At 38.5% G+C, this 20880-nt stretch carries 12 protein-coding genes; 9 read left to right on the forward strand and 3 right to left on the reverse strand.

Going from position 1 to position 20880, the window contains the following annotated elements; genetic code table 11:
- The coding region (locus tag BWI44_RS19090) for a carboxypeptidase-like regulatory domain-containing protein (protein WP_286815996.1) at positions 1–220 on the reverse strand (220 nt) is incomplete at its 3' end.
- A gap of 453 nt (positions 221–673) precedes the next feature.
- Here BWI44_RS19090 and BWI44_RS19095 point away from each other — a divergent pair.
- The 6 genes from BWI44_RS19095 to BWI44_RS19120 all read left to right on the forward strand — a co-directional run bounded on the left by BWI44_RS19095 (position 674) and on the right by BWI44_RS19120 (position 10897).
- Positions 674–1867 carry a site-specific integrase gene (locus BWI44_RS19095; RefSeq protein ID WP_195210041.1) on the forward strand — a complete coding sequence of 398 codons (1194 nt, stop codon included), beginning with the start codon at positions 674–676 and terminating at the stop codon, positions 1865–1867.
- 693 nt (positions 1868–2560) lie between these two features.
- Positions 2561–5488, forward strand: a complete 2928-nt coding sequence (locus BWI44_RS19100) for a SusC/RagA family TonB-linked outer membrane protein (RefSeq protein WP_259327814.1) — start codon at positions 2561–2563, stop codon at positions 5486–5488.
- 10 nt (positions 5489–5498) lie between these two features.
- Complete coding sequence (locus BWI44_RS19105) at positions 5499–7022, forward strand: RagB/SusD family nutrient uptake outer membrane protein (RefSeq protein WP_117707525.1); 1524 nt, start codon at positions 5499–5501, stop codon at positions 7020–7022.
- A 26-nt stretch (positions 7023–7048) separates the two neighbouring features.
- Positions 7049–8047 carry a hypothetical protein gene (locus BWI44_RS19110; protein WP_147331413.1) on the forward strand — a complete coding sequence of 333 codons (999 nt, stop codon included), beginning with the start codon at positions 7049–7051 and terminating at the stop codon, positions 8045–8047.
- A 123-nt stretch (positions 8048–8170) separates the two neighbouring features.
- Entirely contained in the window at positions 8171–10360 is a 2190-nt protein-coding gene (locus tag BWI44_RS19115) for a M6 family metalloprotease domain-containing protein (RefSeq protein WP_158580824.1), read from the forward strand.
- Positions 10361–10654: 294 nt separating this feature from the next.
- Positions 10655–10897: a hypothetical protein gene (locus tag BWI44_RS19120; RefSeq protein ID WP_229036271.1), complete on the forward strand. Its 243-nt coding sequence runs from the start codon at positions 10655–10657 to the stop codon at positions 10895–10897.
- 474 nt (positions 10898–11371) lie between these two features.
- Here the strand turns inward: BWI44_RS19120 and BWI44_RS19125 are convergent, their stop codons facing one another.
- Entirely contained in the window at positions 11372–12592 is a 1221-nt protein-coding gene (locus BWI44_RS19125; protein ID WP_195210039.1) for an ATP-binding protein, read from the reverse strand.
- Between the two features lie 636 nt (positions 12593–13228).
- Here BWI44_RS19125 and BWI44_RS19130 point away from each other — a divergent pair.
- Genes BWI44_RS19130 through BWI44_RS19140 form a run of 3 tightly spaced genes read left to right on the forward strand, consistent with a single transcriptional unit; the run spans position 13229 to position 18662 of the window.
- The gene (locus BWI44_RS19130) at positions 13229–16180 is read left to right on the forward strand and encodes a SusC/RagA family TonB-linked outer membrane protein (protein WP_195210038.1); all 2952 of its coding nucleotides are present in this window, start codon (positions 13229–13231) and stop codon (positions 16178–16180) included.
- A gap of 24 nt (positions 16181–16204) precedes the next feature.
- Positions 16205–17755 carry a RagB/SusD family nutrient uptake outer membrane protein gene (locus tag BWI44_RS19135; RefSeq protein WP_195210037.1) on the forward strand — a complete coding sequence of 517 codons (1551 nt, stop codon included), beginning with the start codon at positions 16205–16207 and terminating at the stop codon, positions 17753–17755.
- A 31-nt stretch (positions 17756–17786) separates the two neighbouring features.
- Positions 17787–18662 (forward strand): hypothetical protein, encoded by an 876-nt coding sequence (locus BWI44_RS19140; protein WP_195210036.1) that lies wholly within the window; start codon positions 17787–17789, stop codon positions 18660–18662.
- A gap of 275 nt (positions 18663–18937) precedes the next feature.
- Here the strand turns inward: BWI44_RS19140 and BWI44_RS19145 are convergent, their stop codons facing one another.
- On the reverse strand, positions 18938–20185 hold the full coding sequence (locus tag BWI44_RS19145; protein ID WP_195210035.1) for an ATP-binding protein: 1248 nt from the start codon (positions 20183–20185) through the stop codon (positions 18938–18940).
- Positions 20186–20880 lie beyond the last annotated feature (695 nt).

Below are 20880 nucleotides of genomic sequence, written 5' to 3' on the forward strand. Positions count from 1 at the left end.
GCAAAGTCTTCGCAGAACTTGGTACGTTCGATAAAGTAAAATCACCATCTACACCAGTAATAGTACCTAATTGAGTACCTTTTACCAATACAGAGGCTCCAATAACTGGCTGCCCATCTTCTTCAGAAATCACAACACCCGTGACTGTCTGGGTTTGGGCAGTTACTAGGCCTATTCCAACAAAAAGACAGGCCAATAACAGCATTAATTTTCTTTTCATAAATTCTCTCTTAAAGTTTAACTTTACATTAATTGTTTCTTTACTCTAACAAAATGCAAATATATTAATAAAACTGAAACGAACAATTATTTTGTTGAAAAAACCTTGTAAATCTATCAATTTGTTAACTGAACGCTTGTTTTTATGCTTAACAGCAGCTTTTTTGCACTAAAAAAGTCTAAATGACTATTTAAATGCTATCACTATGAAGCCCCTTTTTTACTGTTATTCCTTAATACACCCCTTCTCTTTTAAACAAAAAGTGTTAATAATGCATGTTGAAGGAATAAAATTGAAAGCCAATTTACGTAGATTTACCTTTTTTATAAAGGAAATACAAAATAGCAAAAACTCTTTTGAGGCATAGTTTTGCAGATATTAAGCCTTATTTAGTTCTTCTATAGCACATTATCTCGTCTTATTTGTTCATAGTATTAACTAAAACAACTAATGATGAACAAGATTATTTACAGTTTGGTGTACAACAGGAAAAAGAGCCTTAACAAGAAAGGTATGGCTCTGGTACAGGTAGAGGCCTATCTAAACAGGAAAAAGAAGTATTTTTCGACAAAAGTCTACTTGAGACCCGACCAATGGGATGCAAAGAAACTACTAGTTAAAAACCACCCTAATGCAGACGCTTTAAATCGATTAATTTATGAATTTGTCGCAACGATAGAAAAGCGTGAACTTGAACTCTGGCAACAGGGTAAAGCTATTAATTTGGATGTTCTAAAAGATATACTTTCTGAAAAGCAAGAACAGGAAGATAAATCTTCGTTTATTCCTTTTTTTAAGCAAGAGGTAATGACTTCTGGCTTAAAAGAGAGTACTAAACGCAATCATTTGTCTACGCTTGCTCTTTTACAAAAATTTAAGAAAAACGTAACATTTTCAGATCTTACTTTTGAATTTGTATCCTCTTTCGAATACTTCCTGCAGTCAAAAGGATATCACACCAATACAATAGCCAAACACATGAAGCACTTGAAGCGTCATATTAATGTAGCCATAAATAAAGAATATATGGATATACAAAAATATGCCTTCAGAAAATATAAAATTAAAACTGTAGAAAACGGCCATACACATTTGTCTCCGGAAGAATTGGAAAAGTTGGAGACCTTGCAATTGACAGGACGCTATACGAAATACCAGAAAACCTTAGACGCATTTTTGTTCTGTTGCTATGCTGGTATGCGATATTCTGATTTTGTAAATATGAAGCCTGATAACATTGTAGAGATGCATCAGGAGACATGGTTGATATATAAATCTATTAAAACCGGTACTGAAGTTCGATTACCATTATATTTACTTTTTAGTGGAAAAGGAATTCTAATTTTGAATAAATATCAGGCAAACCTACAAGACTTTTTCCATTTAAGGGATAACTCAAATGTGAACAAAGAACTAATAATAATTGCCCGGTTAGCAGGATTGGCTAAAAAGGTGTCATTTCACACCGCTCGACATACCAATGCTACATTATTAATTTATAATGGTGTCAATATCACAACTGTGCAGAAGCTTTTGGGACATAAGAGCGTGAAAACCACACAAATATACACGAATGTAATGGATGCGACAATAATAAGTGACTTGGAGAAAAATCATTCGTCGGTTCATCGCAAAAAAGGAAAGTAAATTCTATTAAAGTTTAAGGTGTAACCGCTTATCATGTAGCTACTGGAATATTGGATAAATGGTTTACACCTTTCCTTGCAAATCTGTTTGCCAAGCATCTTATTTTTTTGTTCTATTTCTCTTATTTCCTCTGTTTCCTTTCTTAGTATTCTTTATATTTACATAATGCTATTACCGGGTAGCAGCATCTTATGTTAACATAATACCCCCTTTTCTTATTCGTTTTATACAATGTACCTTACATCTATATTACTTTGTTTCATGCAACCACAATTGTGGATCTGATCAACTGGGAGATACAGAGGTTGGTGTAAGCGTGTAGGCAAAATTACACTATAAAATCTTATGTAGGCTGTGCCTCGACACTTTTGGGAAAACTGTATATATCATGCAAAGCGTTTTTATTAATATGACAGTTTCATGAGATCATAGTTAATTGGTATGTATTTGTTTACATAAGTTTATTGGATAAGCTGTAGAGTCTCTATTCCGTAGTTCATTTAGATTCTTAATTAAGCGTTAATGCGCTGATAATAAATGGATTATCTGTTTAAAATGGAAGAATTATGGTAGATACAAATAAATATATTATATTTTATATGACTGAAAATTAGTGTATTACAAATCTATTTCATTCATGTGCAAGTTCTTTGTTTATATTTATACACCTGTTTATCAGCGTTGTAAGCAAAAATAAGTTCTGCGAAAACGCTACAAATCTCGTATATTGGTATGCAAGCGCAGGAAGTGGCAATTAAACCTGACCTGAAAGTTGTTTTAAAGGCTGATAGTGAAATACTTGACGAAGTTGTTGTAGTGGCATACGGTACAGCCAAGAAATCCTCTTTTACAGGCTCTGCGTCTACAGTAAAGGCTGATAGATTAGAAAAACAACAGAACTCAAATGTGTCAAAGGCATTGGAAGGTGCCGTTGCCGGTGTGCAAATAACTTCTTCTACCGGACAGCCTGGTAGTGCGGCTACGATATCTGTTCGTGGTATTGGATCTATTAGTGCCAGTCGCAGCCCGTTGATTATCGTAGATGGTGTGCCTTATGAAGGCTCTTTAAATTCTATCAACAATGCGGATATTGAATCAATGACGGTGTTGAAAGATGCTGCTGCAAACTCTTTATATGGTGCTCGTGGTGCAAATGGAGTTGTCATGATCACTACCAAGAAAGGTACTAATGGTAAAACCGCGGTTAGCTTAGATGCAAAATGGGGGGCCAACTCTAGGGGAGTAAAAGCTTACAAAACAATACGTAATGCAGGCGAATATTATGAAATGTTCTGGGAAGCGCTGAAAAACGCAAATATGAACATCGGAGGAATGAGTAGTGCTGAAGCTGCTATCAATGCCTCACAAAACTTGGTTCCCACATTAGGAGGATACAATGCCTATAATGTAGACAATGCTTTGTTAATTGACCCGGTAAGCGGCTATTTAAACCCGAATGCGCAGTTGCTGTATAATGAAGACTGGCAGGAAGACCCATTCAAGAATGGTCTGCGCCAAGAGTATAACTTATCTATCAAAGGCGGTACGGAGAAAACATCTTTCTATGCATCGCTGAATTTCTTGGATGATAATTCTTACCTTCGTAACTCAAACTTTAAAAGATATACAGGACGTCTGAAATTAGACCATCAGGTAAATGACTGGCTGAAAACAGGCTTTAATATGGCGTATGCTCAAACCAATACAAACTCTCCGAATGTAGGTGGTTCCAACTATTCGTCTTTGTTCTACTTTGGACAAAATATAGCCCCAATTTATCCTATTTACAGATATGACAGAACAGGGCAACCGATTTTGGATGCAACAGGAGCTCCCGCTTATGACTATGGTGTGACAGAAGGACACGAACGTCCTTATGGTGCTAACGCTAATCCTTATGCACAATTGATGAATGATATCCGTGAATATACTTATGATATCGTATCCGCAAAGGCTTATGCCGAGGTTAAGTTCTTGAAAGATTTTAAGTTCACATTAAACTTGAGTGCTGATAATTTTGGATATACAGGAGTAGACTTCCAAACCCCGATCGGAGGAGATGCACTAAACGTAAATGGACGTAGCTACAGAACCACTCAACGCTACTTTGCACTCAACACAAACCAGTTGCTTACTTATGAAAAAACGATTGGCGACCATCGTTTTGATGTACTGTTGGGGCATGAAGTCAAAGCAGACAAAAAGACTTACCTGCAAGCTATGAAAGAGCAATTCCTGATTCCAGACAATCCGGAACTCTCCAATGGAGCCGCATTAAAAGACGCGACTTCTTATACCAGCGAATATCGTCTAGAGGGTTTCTTTAGCCGTATACAGTATGACTATAAAGACAGATATTATCTGACAGGGTCTTATCGTCGTGATGCATCTTCACGTTTCCATCCGGATAACCGCTGGGGTAATTTCTGGTCAGTAGGCGCTTCATGGCGTATCAGTGAAGAAAGTTTCCTCCGGGATGTCAAAGCTATAAACACCTTGAAGCTGAAAGCCAGTTACGGAACACAAGGTAATGATGCTTTGGGTAACGACACTCCTTACTTGGATCAATATACCGTAGTTCCGCAAGATGGTGCTATTGGTATTACTTACGACTGGCGCGGAAATAAAGATTTGACTTGGGAAAAGAGCAATAACTTCAATGCCGGTATTGAATTCGGCTTCTGGGATATTGTAAGCGGAAATGTGGAGTACTTCATAAAGGAAACTAAGGATCTGTTGTATTACAAGTCTATGCCTCCTTCTGCAGGTTTGCCTAATATTATTGCTGTGAACGACATGTCTATGAAGAATTCTGGTATTGAAGCAGAAGTGGAAGTTAAGATTATCAATACCAATAATATTAAATGGAATGTAAGTGCTAATATCACTAAATATAAGAATGAAGTGACTAAATTGGCGGAAGGCAAAGATCCGGATGGATATTATACCGGCAGCTATTGGAGGAAAGTGGGTGGCAGCTTATATGACTGGTATACATATAAATATGCAGGCGTAGACCCGGCTAACGGTGACGCTTTGTATTATGTGGATGTAACGGATGAGGCCGGAAATACAACAATTGATACGACAAATGATCCCAATAAAGCTACTCGTTACCAGATAAACAAATCCGCAATACCTACATTGTATGGTGGTATCGCAACTACGGTAGAGGCTTACGGCTTCGACCTGAGTATTGCAACTGCATTCCAGGGTGGCGGCTATATTATGGACTCGGGATATATGGCGTTGATGGGTGGCGGTGATGCCGGTACAAACTGGTCACCGGATATCTTCAATCGTTGGACACCTGAAAATGCAAATTCAAACGTGCCTCGCGTACAGCAAGGTTATCAATATGCAAATCAGTCATCGGATCGTTTCCTGACGAAAAATGACTGTTTCAGCCTAAAGAATGTGACTCTAGGATATACATTGCCCAAAGCATTGCTTAATAAAGTCGGCATTCAGTCTTTACGTATCTACGCAAGCGGCGATAACTTGTATTTTACTTCTAAAAGACAAGGTCTTGACCCGAGACAATATATGGATGGTACTATGAATGCTGCTGCATATTCAGCCATCAGAACCATTTCTTTCGGACTTAATTTGAACTTTTAAATGAGAAACTATGAAATTATTAAAACTGACAACAATATCACTTCTTGCCGCATCCTTGACTTTTAGCTCTTGCGGTGAAGATTTTATCACAGTGGAACCTACGGTAGTAGCTACCGGTGACCAGATTGATGACTTGGCACAGAAAAACCCCGACAAGCTGATGATTATAGTAAACCCTTTGCTTGCCGGTGTGTATAACTATCTGAATCAGTATAATACGCAGGGTTCCAGCCGTACTGTACACAACGATTTCGGTTGGATGAGTGTCATGCACGTAGGTGACGTGATGACAAATGATCTGGCTTTCCATGTACAGGGATCCGGTTGGTTCACCTATGATTACATGTTCGATTACCGTTCGGAACAGTACGTCCGCCCATATTGGTATTGGAACTTTTTCTATTCCATCATCAATAAATGCAATGACATCATCAGTAAAATACCAGAAGGGGTAGATAATACTGAAGTAAAAGCAGCAAAGGGACAGGCTTTGGCTTTGAGAGGTATTTCTTATTACTACCTTATTAATATGTTCCAGCAACCTTACTCGCAATTGAGTGATCCTGCAACAGCACCTGGTGTACCTCTGATTTATACGACTGCCGAGGGTGAGTCCCGCTTGAATCGTGTTCCGGTGGCAGAGGTATATGCACAATCAGAAAAAGACCTTACAGATGCTATTGGCTTGCTGGACGGATTCCAACGAACTTCTAAAACGGCTATCAATAAGGAAGTGGCTCAATTACTCCTTTCACGCGTATATCTGGCTATGGAACGCTGGAACGATGCTGCAACAATGGCTCATGAGGCACGCATCAACTCTAATGCACAATTAATGAGTAGCATTGAAGTAGCCAGAGACGGATTTAACGATATAAATAACAAAGAATGGATGTGGGGGGCAGATATTACAGCGGAAACGACAACCATGTTTGCTTCATTCTTCTCATTCATGTGTACGTTTGATGCCGGTTATGGTGGAAGCGTAGGGCAGTACAGAAAAATAGATGCAAGATTATATGAAAGCTTTACTCCTACCGATGCACGATTGGCGCAATTTAAGAGCCCGGATGCTGTAGTTAATCCTGAAAGTACTGATATTACGATAAAATGCCCTGCATATACCAACTTCAAATTCAAGAAGGTTACAGGATGGGAAGCGGACTATGTATTCATGAGACTTTCAGAAGCCTACCTGACTGAAGCGGAGGCACTGGCTCATCAGAATAAGAATGGGGAAGCTGCTGCAGTATTGAAAGAATTGATGGTAAACCGTGACCCTAGTTGGTCTAAATCTTCTGTTACAGTAGATGACGTTTATACTCAACGTCGTTTGGAATTATGGGGTGAAGGCTTCTCATTCTTTGATCATCTTCGCTTGAAGAAAGACATTGTCCGTAATTATGAGGGAAGTAACCACTGGGTAGGCGGAAGAAAGAATGTCTCGGCTGGTGACTGGTTGTTGATTTATCAGATACCAAGAACGGAGCTTCAAGAAAACGATATGATAACAGAAGAAGACCAAAATCCATAATTACATAATTTTAATATATAACAGTTATGAAGAAATATATGTCTAAATATTTATTCTTATTGGTGGCGGCAATTTTATTTTTTGCTTGCGAGGACGAGAATACTCCTTCTTTGTCCCACCGGGAATATGATTCAACTAAAGCACCGGTAGTATCTCTCAGCAATATTTCCACTAAATATGGTTCGGAAATATATGCTGCAATGAAAACAGATAATGCTCAAGGACTGGACATTCTGCAACAAGGCATTTTGTTGAGCGACGATCAAAGTAAATTGAATATAACGCAGGCTACGCGCGTGGTTGCAGCGTCCAATGAGGCAGAGTTGCAGCAACTTACTTTTTCTGGATTGAAAGCGGAGACCACTTACTATCTCCGTAGTTATAGTATGAATAAGGAAGCGGTAGGTTACGGTGAGATACAACAAGTCACTACCGGCAAGGCTTGGGAACGCAGTTTTACTTTCAAGGAAGACTTTACGACCACTTCATGTGTTCAAACTCTTGCAACTTTTCAGTTTGGCACGATGCTGGATAGGGGATGGACTCCGGTCAAAACAGCTGGTAACTTTTATGATCCGGCTACGGATGCCAATCCTTTTGGAGATGCAGCTTATGTATTTTGTTCCGAGAGTTATACTATCTTTGATAAAACCGGTGATGTAACCGATGCCGATAACTTGTTGGAATTTGTAGCTGACTTTACCGATGGAATGAAACCGCAAGTAGCAGTGAAAGCTGCTTCATTTGGAGCCCCCCCTATTAACAACGCCGAATATTGGGATTCTTACCAAGTGATCGCTTCTTTAGAGCCTATCACAACAGTGGAGGAGGCAAATGCGGCCGATGTCATTGCCGAAGTTGCTGTTTCCGAAGCAACCACTTGCCAGAAAGTAACTTTCGATTTAGACGATAAGTATGCCGGAAAAGTTGTTTATATTGGCATCCGGCATAAATATAGCGCTGAGGGATATACTTTGCTCATCCATTACGTGGATGCAACAGCTCTATTTGAACCTATTGCGTAACGCCCATAAAGCAAAGATATGAAGAAATGAGGCAGGCAGTATTTGCCTGCCTCATTTTGTATTTTTACTCTAAATTCAGAAATAATGAGAAACATATATTGTTCATATAGAAAAAATGTATGCGTGACGCTACTTTTTCTTTTCATTTTTTTGCAGGCAGGATATGCCAATATAGCCGACCCAACCCCGGCAACGGTGACACAGCCTGATGGTACGCAACTGACAATCCGGTTGCATGGAGATGAATTTTATCATTTCAACACAACTTTAGATGGGTATACGATTCTGAAGAATCCGAATAACTTCTACGTATATGCTGAAAGAAGAGACGGTCGCCTTGTTCCGGGCAAAGTAATTGCTAATAATAAAGCCATGCGTCAGGAAGCTGAAAATAGATATCTGGAAGGAATAGAGAAGTATATGACAGCACCCAAGGAACGCGTTGTCACGAGGACAAATGCGAAACAGTATGTACGTCAAGGTTTACTATCCAAGATTAGCAGTTCCGGATTCAGGGGGATTATCATTCTGGCACAATTCTCAGATAGAAGCTTCTCTATAACAGACTATCCGGTAGAAATTAGGAAAATGATAAATGACACAGAGTATACCGGCAATGGGGCGACTGGAAGCGTGCGTGATTATTTTTACGATTCATCTATGGGAGGATTCGAGCCTCAGTTTGATATTGTTGGTCCTGTGACGCTTGATTACAAGCAAACAGATGCGGATGGGGCGAATAATGGACAGGCACTTGTCAAGGATGCCTGTCTGAAGGCTGACCAGTTTGTTAACTTCGCTGATTATGATTTAGATGGAGACAATTCAGTGGATATGATTTATGTGATATTTGCCGGTGCAGCTTCCAGTTATGCGGGTAATAATGAAAAGTATCTATGGCCGCATGCTTACGCTCTGAATAGCATGGCAGTAAGGCTGGATGGGGTATATTGTAACCGTTATGCCTGCTCTACCGAACTGACCGGAGGGGAAATGAATTCGGAAATGGATGGAATCGGTACGGTTTGTCATGAATTCAGTCATGTATTGGGACTTCCGGATTTTTACGATACTGATTATGAAAAAAGCGGGGGAGTAGCTCCACATCCGGGTGACTGGTCGCTAATGGCAAGCGGCAGTTATCTGAATAATTCGAAGACGCCTCCTTCTTATTCTGCATATGAACGGTATATGGTAGGATGGGGTACTTCTGAAAAGATTGAAGGTCCCGGAAATTATGAATTACCGGCTTTGAATATATCCAATAAATCCTATTTCTTTCCGGCGCAATCTTCCGGTGAGTACTTTTATCTTGAAAACAGGCAGCAGACAAAGTGGGATGCTTATCTTCCGGGACACGGAATGCTGGTATACAGAGTGGATCTGACAAATGAGTCTGTTTGGAACATGAATACCGTTAATAATAACCCGGATCACATGTATTATGAATTATTATGTGCGGACAATAATGCACCGGCAACTGCCGGAAATGCATTTCCGGGGTCTCTTAATGTCAAAGAGCTGACAGACGAAACAATGCCTTCATTACGTTCTTGGACAGGAATCCCGACAGAAAAGGAGATCACCGGGATAAAAGAAGACAATGGAATCATTTCTTTTACCATACAGCCCCCCTTAAATGTTTCTTATGTAGAGGATTTTGAGAATATTCAAAAAGAAACATGGACCTCGGAGACAATGGATGGCACTATCGGGAAGTGGATTTTTAGCAATGCGCGTACTTATGCAACTTCCGAAGTCGGTGTGGGGAATGGAAGTAGAGTCGCAAGTGTTAAAAATGGAAAGATAGAGATGGAAACTGACATAACCGGTAGCGTAAAATCTGTCAGTATTCTCGCATGTAAATCCGGAGCTTTTGGAATGAAGAATGTTCGAATAGAAGTTTCTGAAGACAAGGGTGCGTCATGGAAAGTATATGGCGAAAATATACTTCTTTCAAGTAATGTTATGGAAACTTATACGAACCGGATTACGATGCAGGGCTGTTTGCGTTTCCGTATTGTCGGTGTTGCTTCTGCTGAAGCCTATATTGATGATTTCCAAATAAAATGTGATTTGCCGGATGCCATTGAGGATATTCAAAACATCGGAAGTTCTTTGAAAGTTTATCGCTTTGGACAAGATGTTATTGTGCATACCTCTACTGAAGGTAAGCCAATAGAAATATATTCGGTAACTGGGATGAAAATAGCTTGGCAAGAATCTGTCAGTGGAAAATGTATATTCAGATTACCAGAAAAAGGTATGTATATCATTAGGCAGGCAGGAGAAAGTCTGAAAATCTTGTATTAACACGAACTTAGAAACTGTTTCTCTGTATTTTTCATTTCTACTTTTTTCACCTTTGCATCTAATAAACAACAAGCTAGTGATTTGTATCATTCGTTGAAATACTATTAAGCCACTAATCCCTGATTGTAACTATATACTTTATTATATCCAAGTCTTGGTACAATAAAGTATATAGTTGTGTACTCGTATTATGGAAGACCTGGACGAGGCTATTACTTTGTTGACTGGTGCTTTTGCACGTGCTAATAAAGCTGAAATATCAGTGGAAATGGTTGTGCCCGTACCAATTTGCTGATGGGTAAATGGGCTGCTGCGGCTTCTGATGCTGCAAAAGCTTATAACTCTTCTGCTCCTTATTCTGTTACGGAAGTTAGTCAACCGACTTTCTACAATGCTACGAACAATGCATGGATTTTTGGGATCGTAGTGACTACGGAAGATTATCTGGTAAAGATCGATATTGTAAACTACTGCTGTCCGATAAAATATATACTTTCACCCATGGTTATTGAAGCTTGTGTGATAACAACAAAATAATTAGAAAGGGCTGAATCCTGCAGATGGAATCAGTCCTAATTTTATAACTTAATTAAAAAGGCTTATCGGATAGAAGTAATAAAAAATTAATAATCAGATAAAAAACATTCATTTCTTTTTTGGCGGTAATAGGATATTTGCTTCCGATTACTACTCAATACATTCCAAATACTAAGCGGGCGTATTTATTTGACAACATTCAGGAAGGTATCATCTGTATAGTAAATAACCAGAAAACAGAAGGAAAAGTGAATATTCATTTATTAGGTAGCGTACTACATTATCTGAATAAAGAACAAAGGGTCAAATGGAAAGTGCTTTTAAAGTCTCATAAAATAAAGTGGAAAGACGAACAGCTGTTAGCTGTTATTCTCATTTTTTTAATTGACCTATTTAGAAGGTGCACTTAACGGCTCACCTTCTTTTCTGAAACAAGGAATATTCTTTTATTTTCTGAATATCCTTTTCAAGAAATCATAATTTTTCCTTATCTTCCGCCAATAGGAAATTTCGCAGCGAAATTTGCTTGATTCCTTGATAATTTCCTCCGCTCTGCATTTCATCCATAGTGACTACATATTTAGGATAATTGTCCGGAATTTCCAAGAGATTACCAAACTCCCGCTGAACGGCTGCTTCATCGAGGAGCATATATGCCACTTGAATATAAATTTTATGATCTCTTTGGGAAGCTATAAAATCAATTTCCTTATCTCCATTCTTTCCGACATATACTTCATAGCCATACCTTAATAAATCTATGCATACCACGTTCTCTATCAATTTATTGATGTCTCTCCGAAAATCGTGATGACGTATAGCATTGTGCAGTCCCAAGTCTTCAAAATAATATTTTTCTCCAATTTCAAAGATTTTCATGCCTTGAGTTTCCGCCCGTTGTATCTTGTAAACAAAAAAACTATTACATAATGCCTTCAGGTAGTTCAGGATTGTTTGTGCAGGTATGTTTACTTGCTGGGACTTCAGATATTTACTGATATTTTGAGCGGAAAAAAGAGAGCCGGTATTATCAACTAAGTAGCCTACCAGATTCTCTAAAAACGATACGTTCCTAATCGATTCACGAGCAACCACATCTTTCAATAGAATAGTAGAGTAAACATTCCTCAAATATTCAAATATAACATTTATATCCATCGCTAAATTATGGATATAAGGCATTCCTCCAAACATAAGATATAATCTTAAACTTTCTGGAGAATCTTGCAGTTGGTTGAATCTCAAAAATTCTTCGTAACTGAGTGAATGAACCGGAAACTCAATATATCTTCCAGCCAGATGAGTCGCAAGTTCACCGGAAAGCATTTTGGCATTGCTCTCCGTACAGTAGATGTCGCATATATTTTCATTTAATAGACTCCGCAAACAGAGTTGGAATTCCTCTATCTCTTGTACTTCATCGACAAAAAGGTAATTATAGTTATGACCTGCCGCCTTTTTCAGAACATATTGATAAAGGTCCATATAGTTCTTCATATCCGCAAAAGCCAATAATTCTTTGTCTATAAAAATAATATTAGCTTCCGGTGTCTTTTCTTTTATGATATCCGATATTTGCAAAAGAATGTAACTTTTGCAAATTCTACGTTGATCGGTTATCACTTTTATTAAGTCCTTGCCAATAAATGGTTCTATCTTATTGGTACATAAAGGACGGGATATGTAACTTTTCATATTCAATCATAATTGAATCTTTTAGTGTATTTGTTAAGTTTGTACATTATAACTTTATGTGGATAGCATTAACTGTTACAATGTGATTCAAGTTTTTTGTTCTATTTTTCTTTTTCACTTTTCTCATTGGGGATATTACACAATGAGCATAGAGAAGAATTTTTATTGAACAGCTGCAGGTCGATAATAAGTATAGGAATAATATTCTATTTATCGCTTTTACCTATGCTATCATCAAAAACGTGCACATATAGATATATTAACATTATATTTAGCTATACAAACCATTCCTGAAGTGAATTTTCCGAACAAAAACATTCATATATTATTAATATAGTGAGTTTGCGGAATTTCAGTTGAAAAAATTATCATTAATTACATTTCTCAATTGAATTAAACACATAGTACCTGTTTTGTAGTTCATCAATGCTATTCATAGATAAATAATACACTGATAATAAAACGATTAAATAGTCAACACAGTATATTTGTGGTAGGTGTAAATGCGTTTTTCTGTTTTTTAGCTGCTTATATATCAATATATTATAAATTGTTGATACTAAAATTGAAGTTCTAATCACACGCGCAAACATCTGTTTATCAGATATGTAGTATGCGCATAGTTCTGCGAAGACATTGCAAATCTCGTATATTGGTATGCAAACACAAGAGGTCGCTATCAAATCTTCTGTGAAAGTATTTATGAAATCTGACTCTGAAATGCTTGATGAAGTCATGGTAGTTGCCTACGGTACGGCGAAGAAATCCTCATTTACGGGATCGGCTTCTACAATCGACAACAAGAAGTTGCAGTCTCGTCCTATCACAAATGTATCAAAAGGACTTGAAGGACAAGCTACCGGTCTTTTGACTACTTCTGGAACCGGTCAACCGGGTGAGTCAGCTTCGGTTGTAATTCGTGGTTATGGCTCTATCAATGCGTCGCAGAGTCCGCTATATGTAGTGGATGGCATTCCTTATGATGGTACACTATCTTCCATCAATCCCTCTGATATAGAATCGATGACGGTTCTGAAAGATGCTTCCGCCGGCGCTCTTTATGGTGCTCGCGGTGCTAATGGCGTTGTGATGATTACTACTAAGAAAGGTAAAGAAGGTAAGACTCAAGTTACTTGGCGTTCTACTGTAGGTTGGTCTTCACGTGCACTTAAGGAGTATAATATGGTGGGTCAGAAAGATTATGTGCAATTGACTTACGAAGGTTTGCGCAATGGTTTTGCGTTTACCAACGGGTATGCTTGGGCCGATGCAGAAGCAGCTGCTCGTAATAGCTTGAGCGGTACGTTGGGCGGTGAACAATATAATCCGTTTAAGAACTATACCTGGGGCAATATCATTGACCCGACAACCGGAACGGTACGTGCCGATGCAACTTCTACATGGAATGAAAGGTGGATGGATGCATTACAAAAGGATAATGCTTTCCGTCACGAACATCAACTGTCATTGACTGGCGGTACTGAGAAAACTAAATACATGTTCTCTTTGGGATACTTGAATGAAGATGGTATTTTGGTAACTACCGGGTTCCAACGCTACAGTGCACGTGCTAACATAAACTCTGAAGTAACAGACTGGTTCAGCGCAAATCTAAATACGTCATTAACGCATTCTGTATCAAACTACAGTCAATATACTGGTAGCTCTCAATCTAATGTGTGGTATTCTGCACAGTTTGTATCTCCTCTTTTCCCGGTATATATAAAGGATGCACAGGGTAATAATGCTTTAGGAGAGGATGGCCATCCACAATTGGATTATGGTGAAAGCGGTCGTCCGGGTAGCTATTCTGATTATAACCCGTTGGGGGGCTTGCTAGATGATAAATCAAGCGTAAAGAATGATGTTGCCGGTTTACGTACCGGATTAACGTTTGGCTCTGATAAGGATGATTTCGGAGTATTAAAAGGCTTGAAACTGGCTATAAACTTTGGTATGGACTATCGTCAGGCATCTCAAATGAATTATATGAATATGTATCATGGCAATCAGGCTGCTGCTGGTGGCTTGTTGTCTAAATACAGTACTCGTATGCAGAGTTACACTTTCAATCAACTGTTGATGTGGAATCGTTCCTTTGGTCTTCATAATTTTGATGTAATGGCCGGTCATGAATTCTATGCTTACCAATATGAATATCTGAAAGCTGCAAAGACTAATTTGGTGGATGGTATTTTGGAATTGCGTCCAGGTACAACCCTTAGCGATGCAGACTCTTATACAGATAAGTATCGCATCGAATCATGGTTAGGACGTTTCAACTACAATTATGATGAGAAGTATTATTTTTCAGCTTCTCTCCGTACGGATGGTTCTTCTCGTTTCTATAAAGATAACCGCTGGGGTACATTCTGGTCAGTCGGTGGAAACTGGCGTATTTCCAAAGAGGCATTTATGGAAGATATCAGCTGGATAAACAATCTTTCTTTTAAAGTTAGCTACGGACAGCAAGGTAATGATGACATTTTGAAGATTTCAGGTGGAGTATACACCAGCGACTATTATTTGTGGCAGAGTCTCTATGATCTGGGTTGGGCAAATTCCAACCAGATTGGTGGCTTGGTATCTACATTGGAGAATAAGAATGTAAGCTGGGAAAAAAGCGGCAATTTCAATATTGGCATTGAAGCATCTTTCTTTGACAACCGCTTGAGTATTAATGCTGAGTACTATAATAAGAAGACTACCGACATGCTGTTGAATTATCCGATGGCTACTTCCACAGGTTTCAGTGGTTATAATGCTAATGTTGGTGACATGCGTAACAGTGGTTTTGAATTTGAAATCAAAGGTACTCCTGTCAAGACCAATAACTTTACTTGGAATGTCACTTGGATGGGCTCTACAGTAAAGAATAAGGTGTTAAAACTGACTGGAGAAACTCCGGAAATAATTGATGGCATTTATAGTATCAAGGAAGGTTTGCCTATCAATACATTCTATATGGCAAAAGCTGCAGGTGTTGACCCTGCAACCGGTGCCCAATTGTATTGGATATATGACACTGATGATGAAGGCAACATGATTAATGAACGTATCAGCAGTGACTATGAAAAAGCAGCCAAAAGCAAGTATTATTTGGGAAGCCGCATTCCAGATCTTTATGGTAGTATTGGGACCGACCTTTCCTGGAAAGGTGTTGACCTTTCTATCTTGACTACTTATTCTATTGGCGGTAAGGTATACGATGGCTTGTACAGTGCTTCTATGAATAATATGTACTACAATAATGCATGGAATGAACATGCGCTGCGTCGTTGGCAAAAACCAGGTGATATCACTGATGTTCCCCGTATTGAGATTGCAGGAAAAAGTACAACGAATGATCGTTTCTTAGTAGATGCGTCCTACTTTGCTATTAAGAACATTACATTGGGATACACATTGCCAAAGGCATGGATGCAAAAGGCTAAATTGGGCTCTGTACGTGTTTTCGGTTCTATAGATAACTTGGCATTATTCACTCACTTACAAGGTATGAATCCGCAGTACAACTTTAGCGGTCAGACAAGCTATTCTTATTCGCCTAATAAGACTTGGTCATTAGGTGTCGAAATTAATTTCTAATATTTACTTAAGATAAAAACAAGTATGAAAAAGATATTCAAATATATTTTTGCTGGTTTTGTGGGTTGTGCAAGTTTGTCGTCATGCTTGGACGATGCACTTCAAACAGCTCCTACCGACTCTATGTCCGGAGATGGTTTGCTGGCAAACGCCAATGCGGCGTTGGTTCCTCTGAACGGTATCTATCGTTCTATGTATGCTTCTTGGTCTCCTACAGGCAACACTCACCAAAGCTTTGGTATCAGTTCTTATAATTTGATGGCTGATGTTATGGGCGAGGATATGGTAATGAGCGCTATAGGTAGTGGTTGGTTCTGGTATGATTGCCTTTATAACGTAAAATCTTTCTATTCCAGCGGAGCATGGCGTTCTTTCGATTTATGGAATGGCTATTATACATGGGTCTCTAATGCAAACTACATTCTTGCTGCTGAAGAAACAATGGATGGCACAACAGAGGAGATTAACTATGTGATAGGACAAGCTTATGCCATACGTGCTTATTCTTACTTCATGCTGGCACAAAGTTTTGCCCGCACTTATAAAGGACATGAGTCGGATCAGTGTTGCCCTATCTATACTGAGCCAACCGTTGCAGGTACTGCGGGCAAGGCACGTGCGACTGTGCAAGAGGTTTACGACCAGATTACTTCGGACATCAATAAAGCTGTTGATATGCTGAACGGAATAAAGCGGAAACATGTCAGTCACATTAACCATGCTGTTGCTTTGGGACTCAAGGCACGTATAGCATTGGTTATGGAAGACTGGGCTACTGCCAAAAGTGCAGCGAAAAATGCTATTACGGTTAGTGGTTGCACTGTATTGCCAGTTTCAAGCTTTTCCGGGTTGAATGATTCTTCCGCTGGTAATGTGATGTGGGGAGCTGAAATTATTTCCGACCAATCTGGCATGTATGCCGGCTTCTTTACGCATATGGATGCTTGCGACGAGAGAGGTGACGGAAAGTATGGAGCAGAAGCCCGTAAGCAGATTAGCAAAGAGTTATATGGCTTGATTAACCCAGCAGATGCCCGTAAGGCATGGTGGGATCCGGAAAATGAGAATAATAAGTCCGGCGGTTATCAGCAGGAGAAATTTAAGTTCTCCGACAGACAAACTTGGACCGGAGATTACATCTGGATGCGTGTAGAAGAAATGTATCTGACGGCTGCTGAAGCAGAATGCCGTTTGGGTGAAACTGCACCTGCCATTGAGGATTTGAAAGCTGTCATGGACAAACGTGTAGAAGGATATACCTGCACGAAGACCGGCACAAGTCTGGGAGTTACAAGTAGCGATTATACAGGTTCGTTGCTCGAAGAAATCATTATACAGCGTCGTGTTGAGTTATGGGGCGAGTTTGGACGTATCTATGACTTACGTCGCCTGAAACAAGGATTCCGTCGTACAACCGCTATGGGATGGCCTTCTGATGCCTTGCTAGGTAATCGTCCGACAGACGATCCGGAATGCTATATGTGGGTATTGACTATTCCGCAGAGTGAATTCGACGGTAATGTGAACATGGATGTAAAAACTGACCAGAATCCGGTGGGAGATTATAAAGAATGATTCATTTTACAAACTTTAGAGAAAAAACATTATGAAATATATCAATAGAATTTCAGTCTTATTGTCTCTTTTGACAGTATTGCTGTTCTCCGCTTGTAGTACAGACCAAGAAGGACCTTTGTATACTGAAGGAGGGGGGCAGGGAGTTACCTTTATTTCCAAATCTTTGGATGGTGTTGTTGTATCGCCTGCAGAGCCGACTTTTACGATAGATTTGCTTCGTTCGAATACAGCTTCAGCGTATAGCGGAGATATTACTATTTCTGCTGTACTCAATAAAGTGCCATTTGAGGGATGCACTGTTACCGACTTCAATTTTGCTGCCGGCGAAAACAAAACGACTATAACGGTTGATGTTACCCCTTTAGAGATAAGTCAGGTAATAACCGTTACATTAGCATTGTCTGTACCGGAGGGAGATATTGCGATAAGCGGATCTGCTCAGGCTTCTTTTACTGTAAGCAAAGATTATAACTGGCAAGAGCTTGGAGAAGGAACGTTTACGGATAACTATTTCTTCGGAGGTACAAACAAAGTAAAAGTATTCAAGGCTGAAGGTTTTGACCGTTATCGCGTAGTTGAACCTTATGATGGATACTATGCCAATGGGTTACCGGCTGATTTAGTTGGAGACTTTACGCTTTCAACAGCTAGAGTATCTAATTTAGATTTTTGGATTGAGGATGGTGCTGTTCTTTACAATAAATTTGCTATTGGCTTGAATTATGTCGGTGGTGGTGATGTCCTTGCTTACCATCCTTCTAATTTCAAAGGAGTACCTACTGAATTCAATAAGGTAGTTAATGAAAAGACTATCCAATTGGCTCCTTATTATTATATTGAAGAACTTTCCGGTGGATTTAATGGAGCTACTTCAGACGGAGTTATCATTATTACTTTGCCGTAAAAACAGTTACTCCAAAACAATATTAACTATAGAGGGTGTGTACAAAATATACTGCCCCCCCAAAAAAGAGTTAGACGTAAAAAAAATAACGTTATAAATTCTCTAAATAATGAGCCTGATATTGTATCGGGCTCATTCCATTTTTACATAAAGTATTTTAAGGGGATATTAAATACCTGTGGAGGTAGAGACATTAATATTATATTTGTATAGCCCGATAACAACTTTTATTGCTAATATATTCAATCTTTCTTATGCAACAGATACGCTCTGCATTATAAATGTAACCATTTCCATGCCGGTAAAATATGTATCATTTTATCTCCGTACTTCACCTCTTCTTCATGTGTATTCGTAATTATTATTCCTTTCGAAAGCTGATATATATCCATAGCATCCTGAATGCCACGGATTTCCCTCTCACGGGTATCGGAGCTGTCCAATAAGTAACAAACCTGAATTGCCTGTACGACACGAAAACCATCACGAACCACAAAATCACACTCGGCATTCCCTGAATTATGATAAAAGATTTCTCCGCCTCGGCGACGTAATTCTATGTAAACCATATTTTCCAACAAGCGCCCTTCTTCACCAGAAAAATGGAAGCCCAAACGGGATACTAAGGCATTATCTATTGCATAAACTTTTTTGGGATTACGGAGCTGGGCTTTGACGGAATAATCGAGTTTCGATAAAGAGAAGAGTAAATATGTATTTTCAATATACTCCAAATAATTCTTTACTGTTGTGGGATTTTTCACTCCAATCACTTTTGCCAATGAAGTATAAGTTAACGGTTTCCCTATATTACTGACGGTATAATAGACCAACTCTTTTACTTCACGCTCATTTACAATTTGGTTGCGAACCATAACGTCCTTATACAGAATGTTATCATACAATGTTTTCAGAACAATACCATCTTCTGACTTCAAATAAATAGGAAACCCACCCTGTTGTAAATAGTCATTAAAAGCTGACTGTATTTCTCCACGCGCAATTGTACCGAATATATCTCCCAATAAATGTTGCTGCCCCCGAAAATCTAAAAATTCAGAAAATGAAAAAGGATAGAGTTCGATCGCAATATAACATCCGGTCAGGTAGGTTCCCAGCTCCTTACTTAACATACGGGCATTGGAACCAGTTATAAAAACTTTTTTTCCTGAATTATACAACCGCTTAGCAAAATGCTCCCATCCTGCAATATTCTGTATTTCATCAAAATAGAAATAGTTTTGTTCCCCATATAATTCTATGAACACTTCATACAACTGCTGAAAATTCTCTACGGTAAAGTTACCCAAACGATCATCATCAAAATTAAAAAAATAGTCTTTTTGGGGAAGCCTGTCACGTATCTGTTGCAACAATACGGATTTACCACAACGGCGAACCCCCGAAATAATAATGATTTCTTCATTATTCAGATACTTCTCAGAAAAACTGCGAATTATAGTTTTCTTGCTTGGCAAAAAAGACTTTTGGTCAATTATGATATCCTTTAAAAGTTGTTTCATAAACTCAACGGTATTTTATAGTACAAATATAGTGTTTTCTATTAAGAATAGAAATAAAATCACGTTTATTCCTATTCTTAATAGCGATAAATTACATTATTCTCTATAGCAAATAGAATAAATGAGCGAATGATCATCATGTGACTTTAAGAGAGCTATGCAATACACTGTCTAGGGGAAACACCGGTTAAGTTCCTATTTGCATAGCGAGTTATATAAATGTATCTGACCGTTAGGTATGTTTCCGATAATTATGTTCTATTTATCGCTTTTACCTATATTATCATCAAAAACTTGTACACATAGATATTTTAACGTTATATTTAGCTATACAAACCATTTCTGAAGTAAATGTTCCGAACAGAAATATGCATCTATTATTAATATGACAAGTTTGCGAAGTTTCAGCTGAAAAAAAATTATCATTAATTACATTTTCAGTTGAATTAAACGCATAGTACTTGTTTTATAGCTCATCAATGCTATCCATAGATAAATAATACACTGATAATAAAATGTTTAAATAATGAATACAGTATATTTGTGGTAGGTGCTAATGAATTTTATTGTTTTTTAGATGCCTACAAATCAAATTATTACAAATTGTCATTACTAAAATAAAAGTTCTAAGCACACCCATAAAGGACTGTTTACCAAATATATAGCGTACACCAAGTTCTGCGAAGACTTTGCAG

The sequence above is a fragment of the Bacteroides sp. Phil13 genome, assembly GCF_001940965.1.
In the GTDB taxonomy this organism is placed as follows: domain Bacteria; phylum Bacteroidota; class Bacteroidia; order Bacteroidales; family Bacteroidaceae; genus Bacteroides; species Bacteroides intestinalis.

Bases quoted from the DNA above. Each gene is read 5' to 3' on its own strand.
- BWI44_RS19095 (WP_195210041.1), top strand. From the start codon at position 674: ATGAACAAGATTATTTACAGTTTGGTGTACAACAGGAAAAAGAGCCTT.
- BWI44_RS19120 (WP_229036271.1), top strand. From the start codon at position 10,655: ATGGGTAAATGGGCTGCTGCGGCTTCTGATGCTGCAAAAGCTTATAAC.
- BWI44_RS19105 (WP_117707525.1), top strand. From the start codon at position 5,499: ATGAAATTATTAAAACTGACAACAATATCACTTCTTGCCGCATCCTTG.
- BWI44_RS19110 (WP_147331413.1), top strand. From the start codon at position 7,049: ATGAAGAAATATATGTCTAAATATTTATTCTTATTGGTGGCGGCAATT.
- BWI44_RS19140 (WP_195210036.1), top strand. From the start codon at position 17,787: ATGAAATATATCAATAGAATTTCAGTCTTATTGTCTCTTTTGACAGTA.
- BWI44_RS19125 (WP_195210039.1), bottom strand. From the start codon at position 12,592: ATGAAAAGTTACATATCCCGTCCTTTATGTACCAATAAGATAGAACCA.
- BWI44_RS19145 (WP_195210035.1), bottom strand. From the start codon at position 20,185: ATGAAACAACTTTTAAAGGATATCATAATTGACCAAAAGTCTTTTTTG.
- BWI44_RS19135 (WP_195210037.1), top strand. From the start codon at position 16,205: ATGAAAAAGATATTCAAATATATTTTTGCTGGTTTTGTGGGTTGTGCA.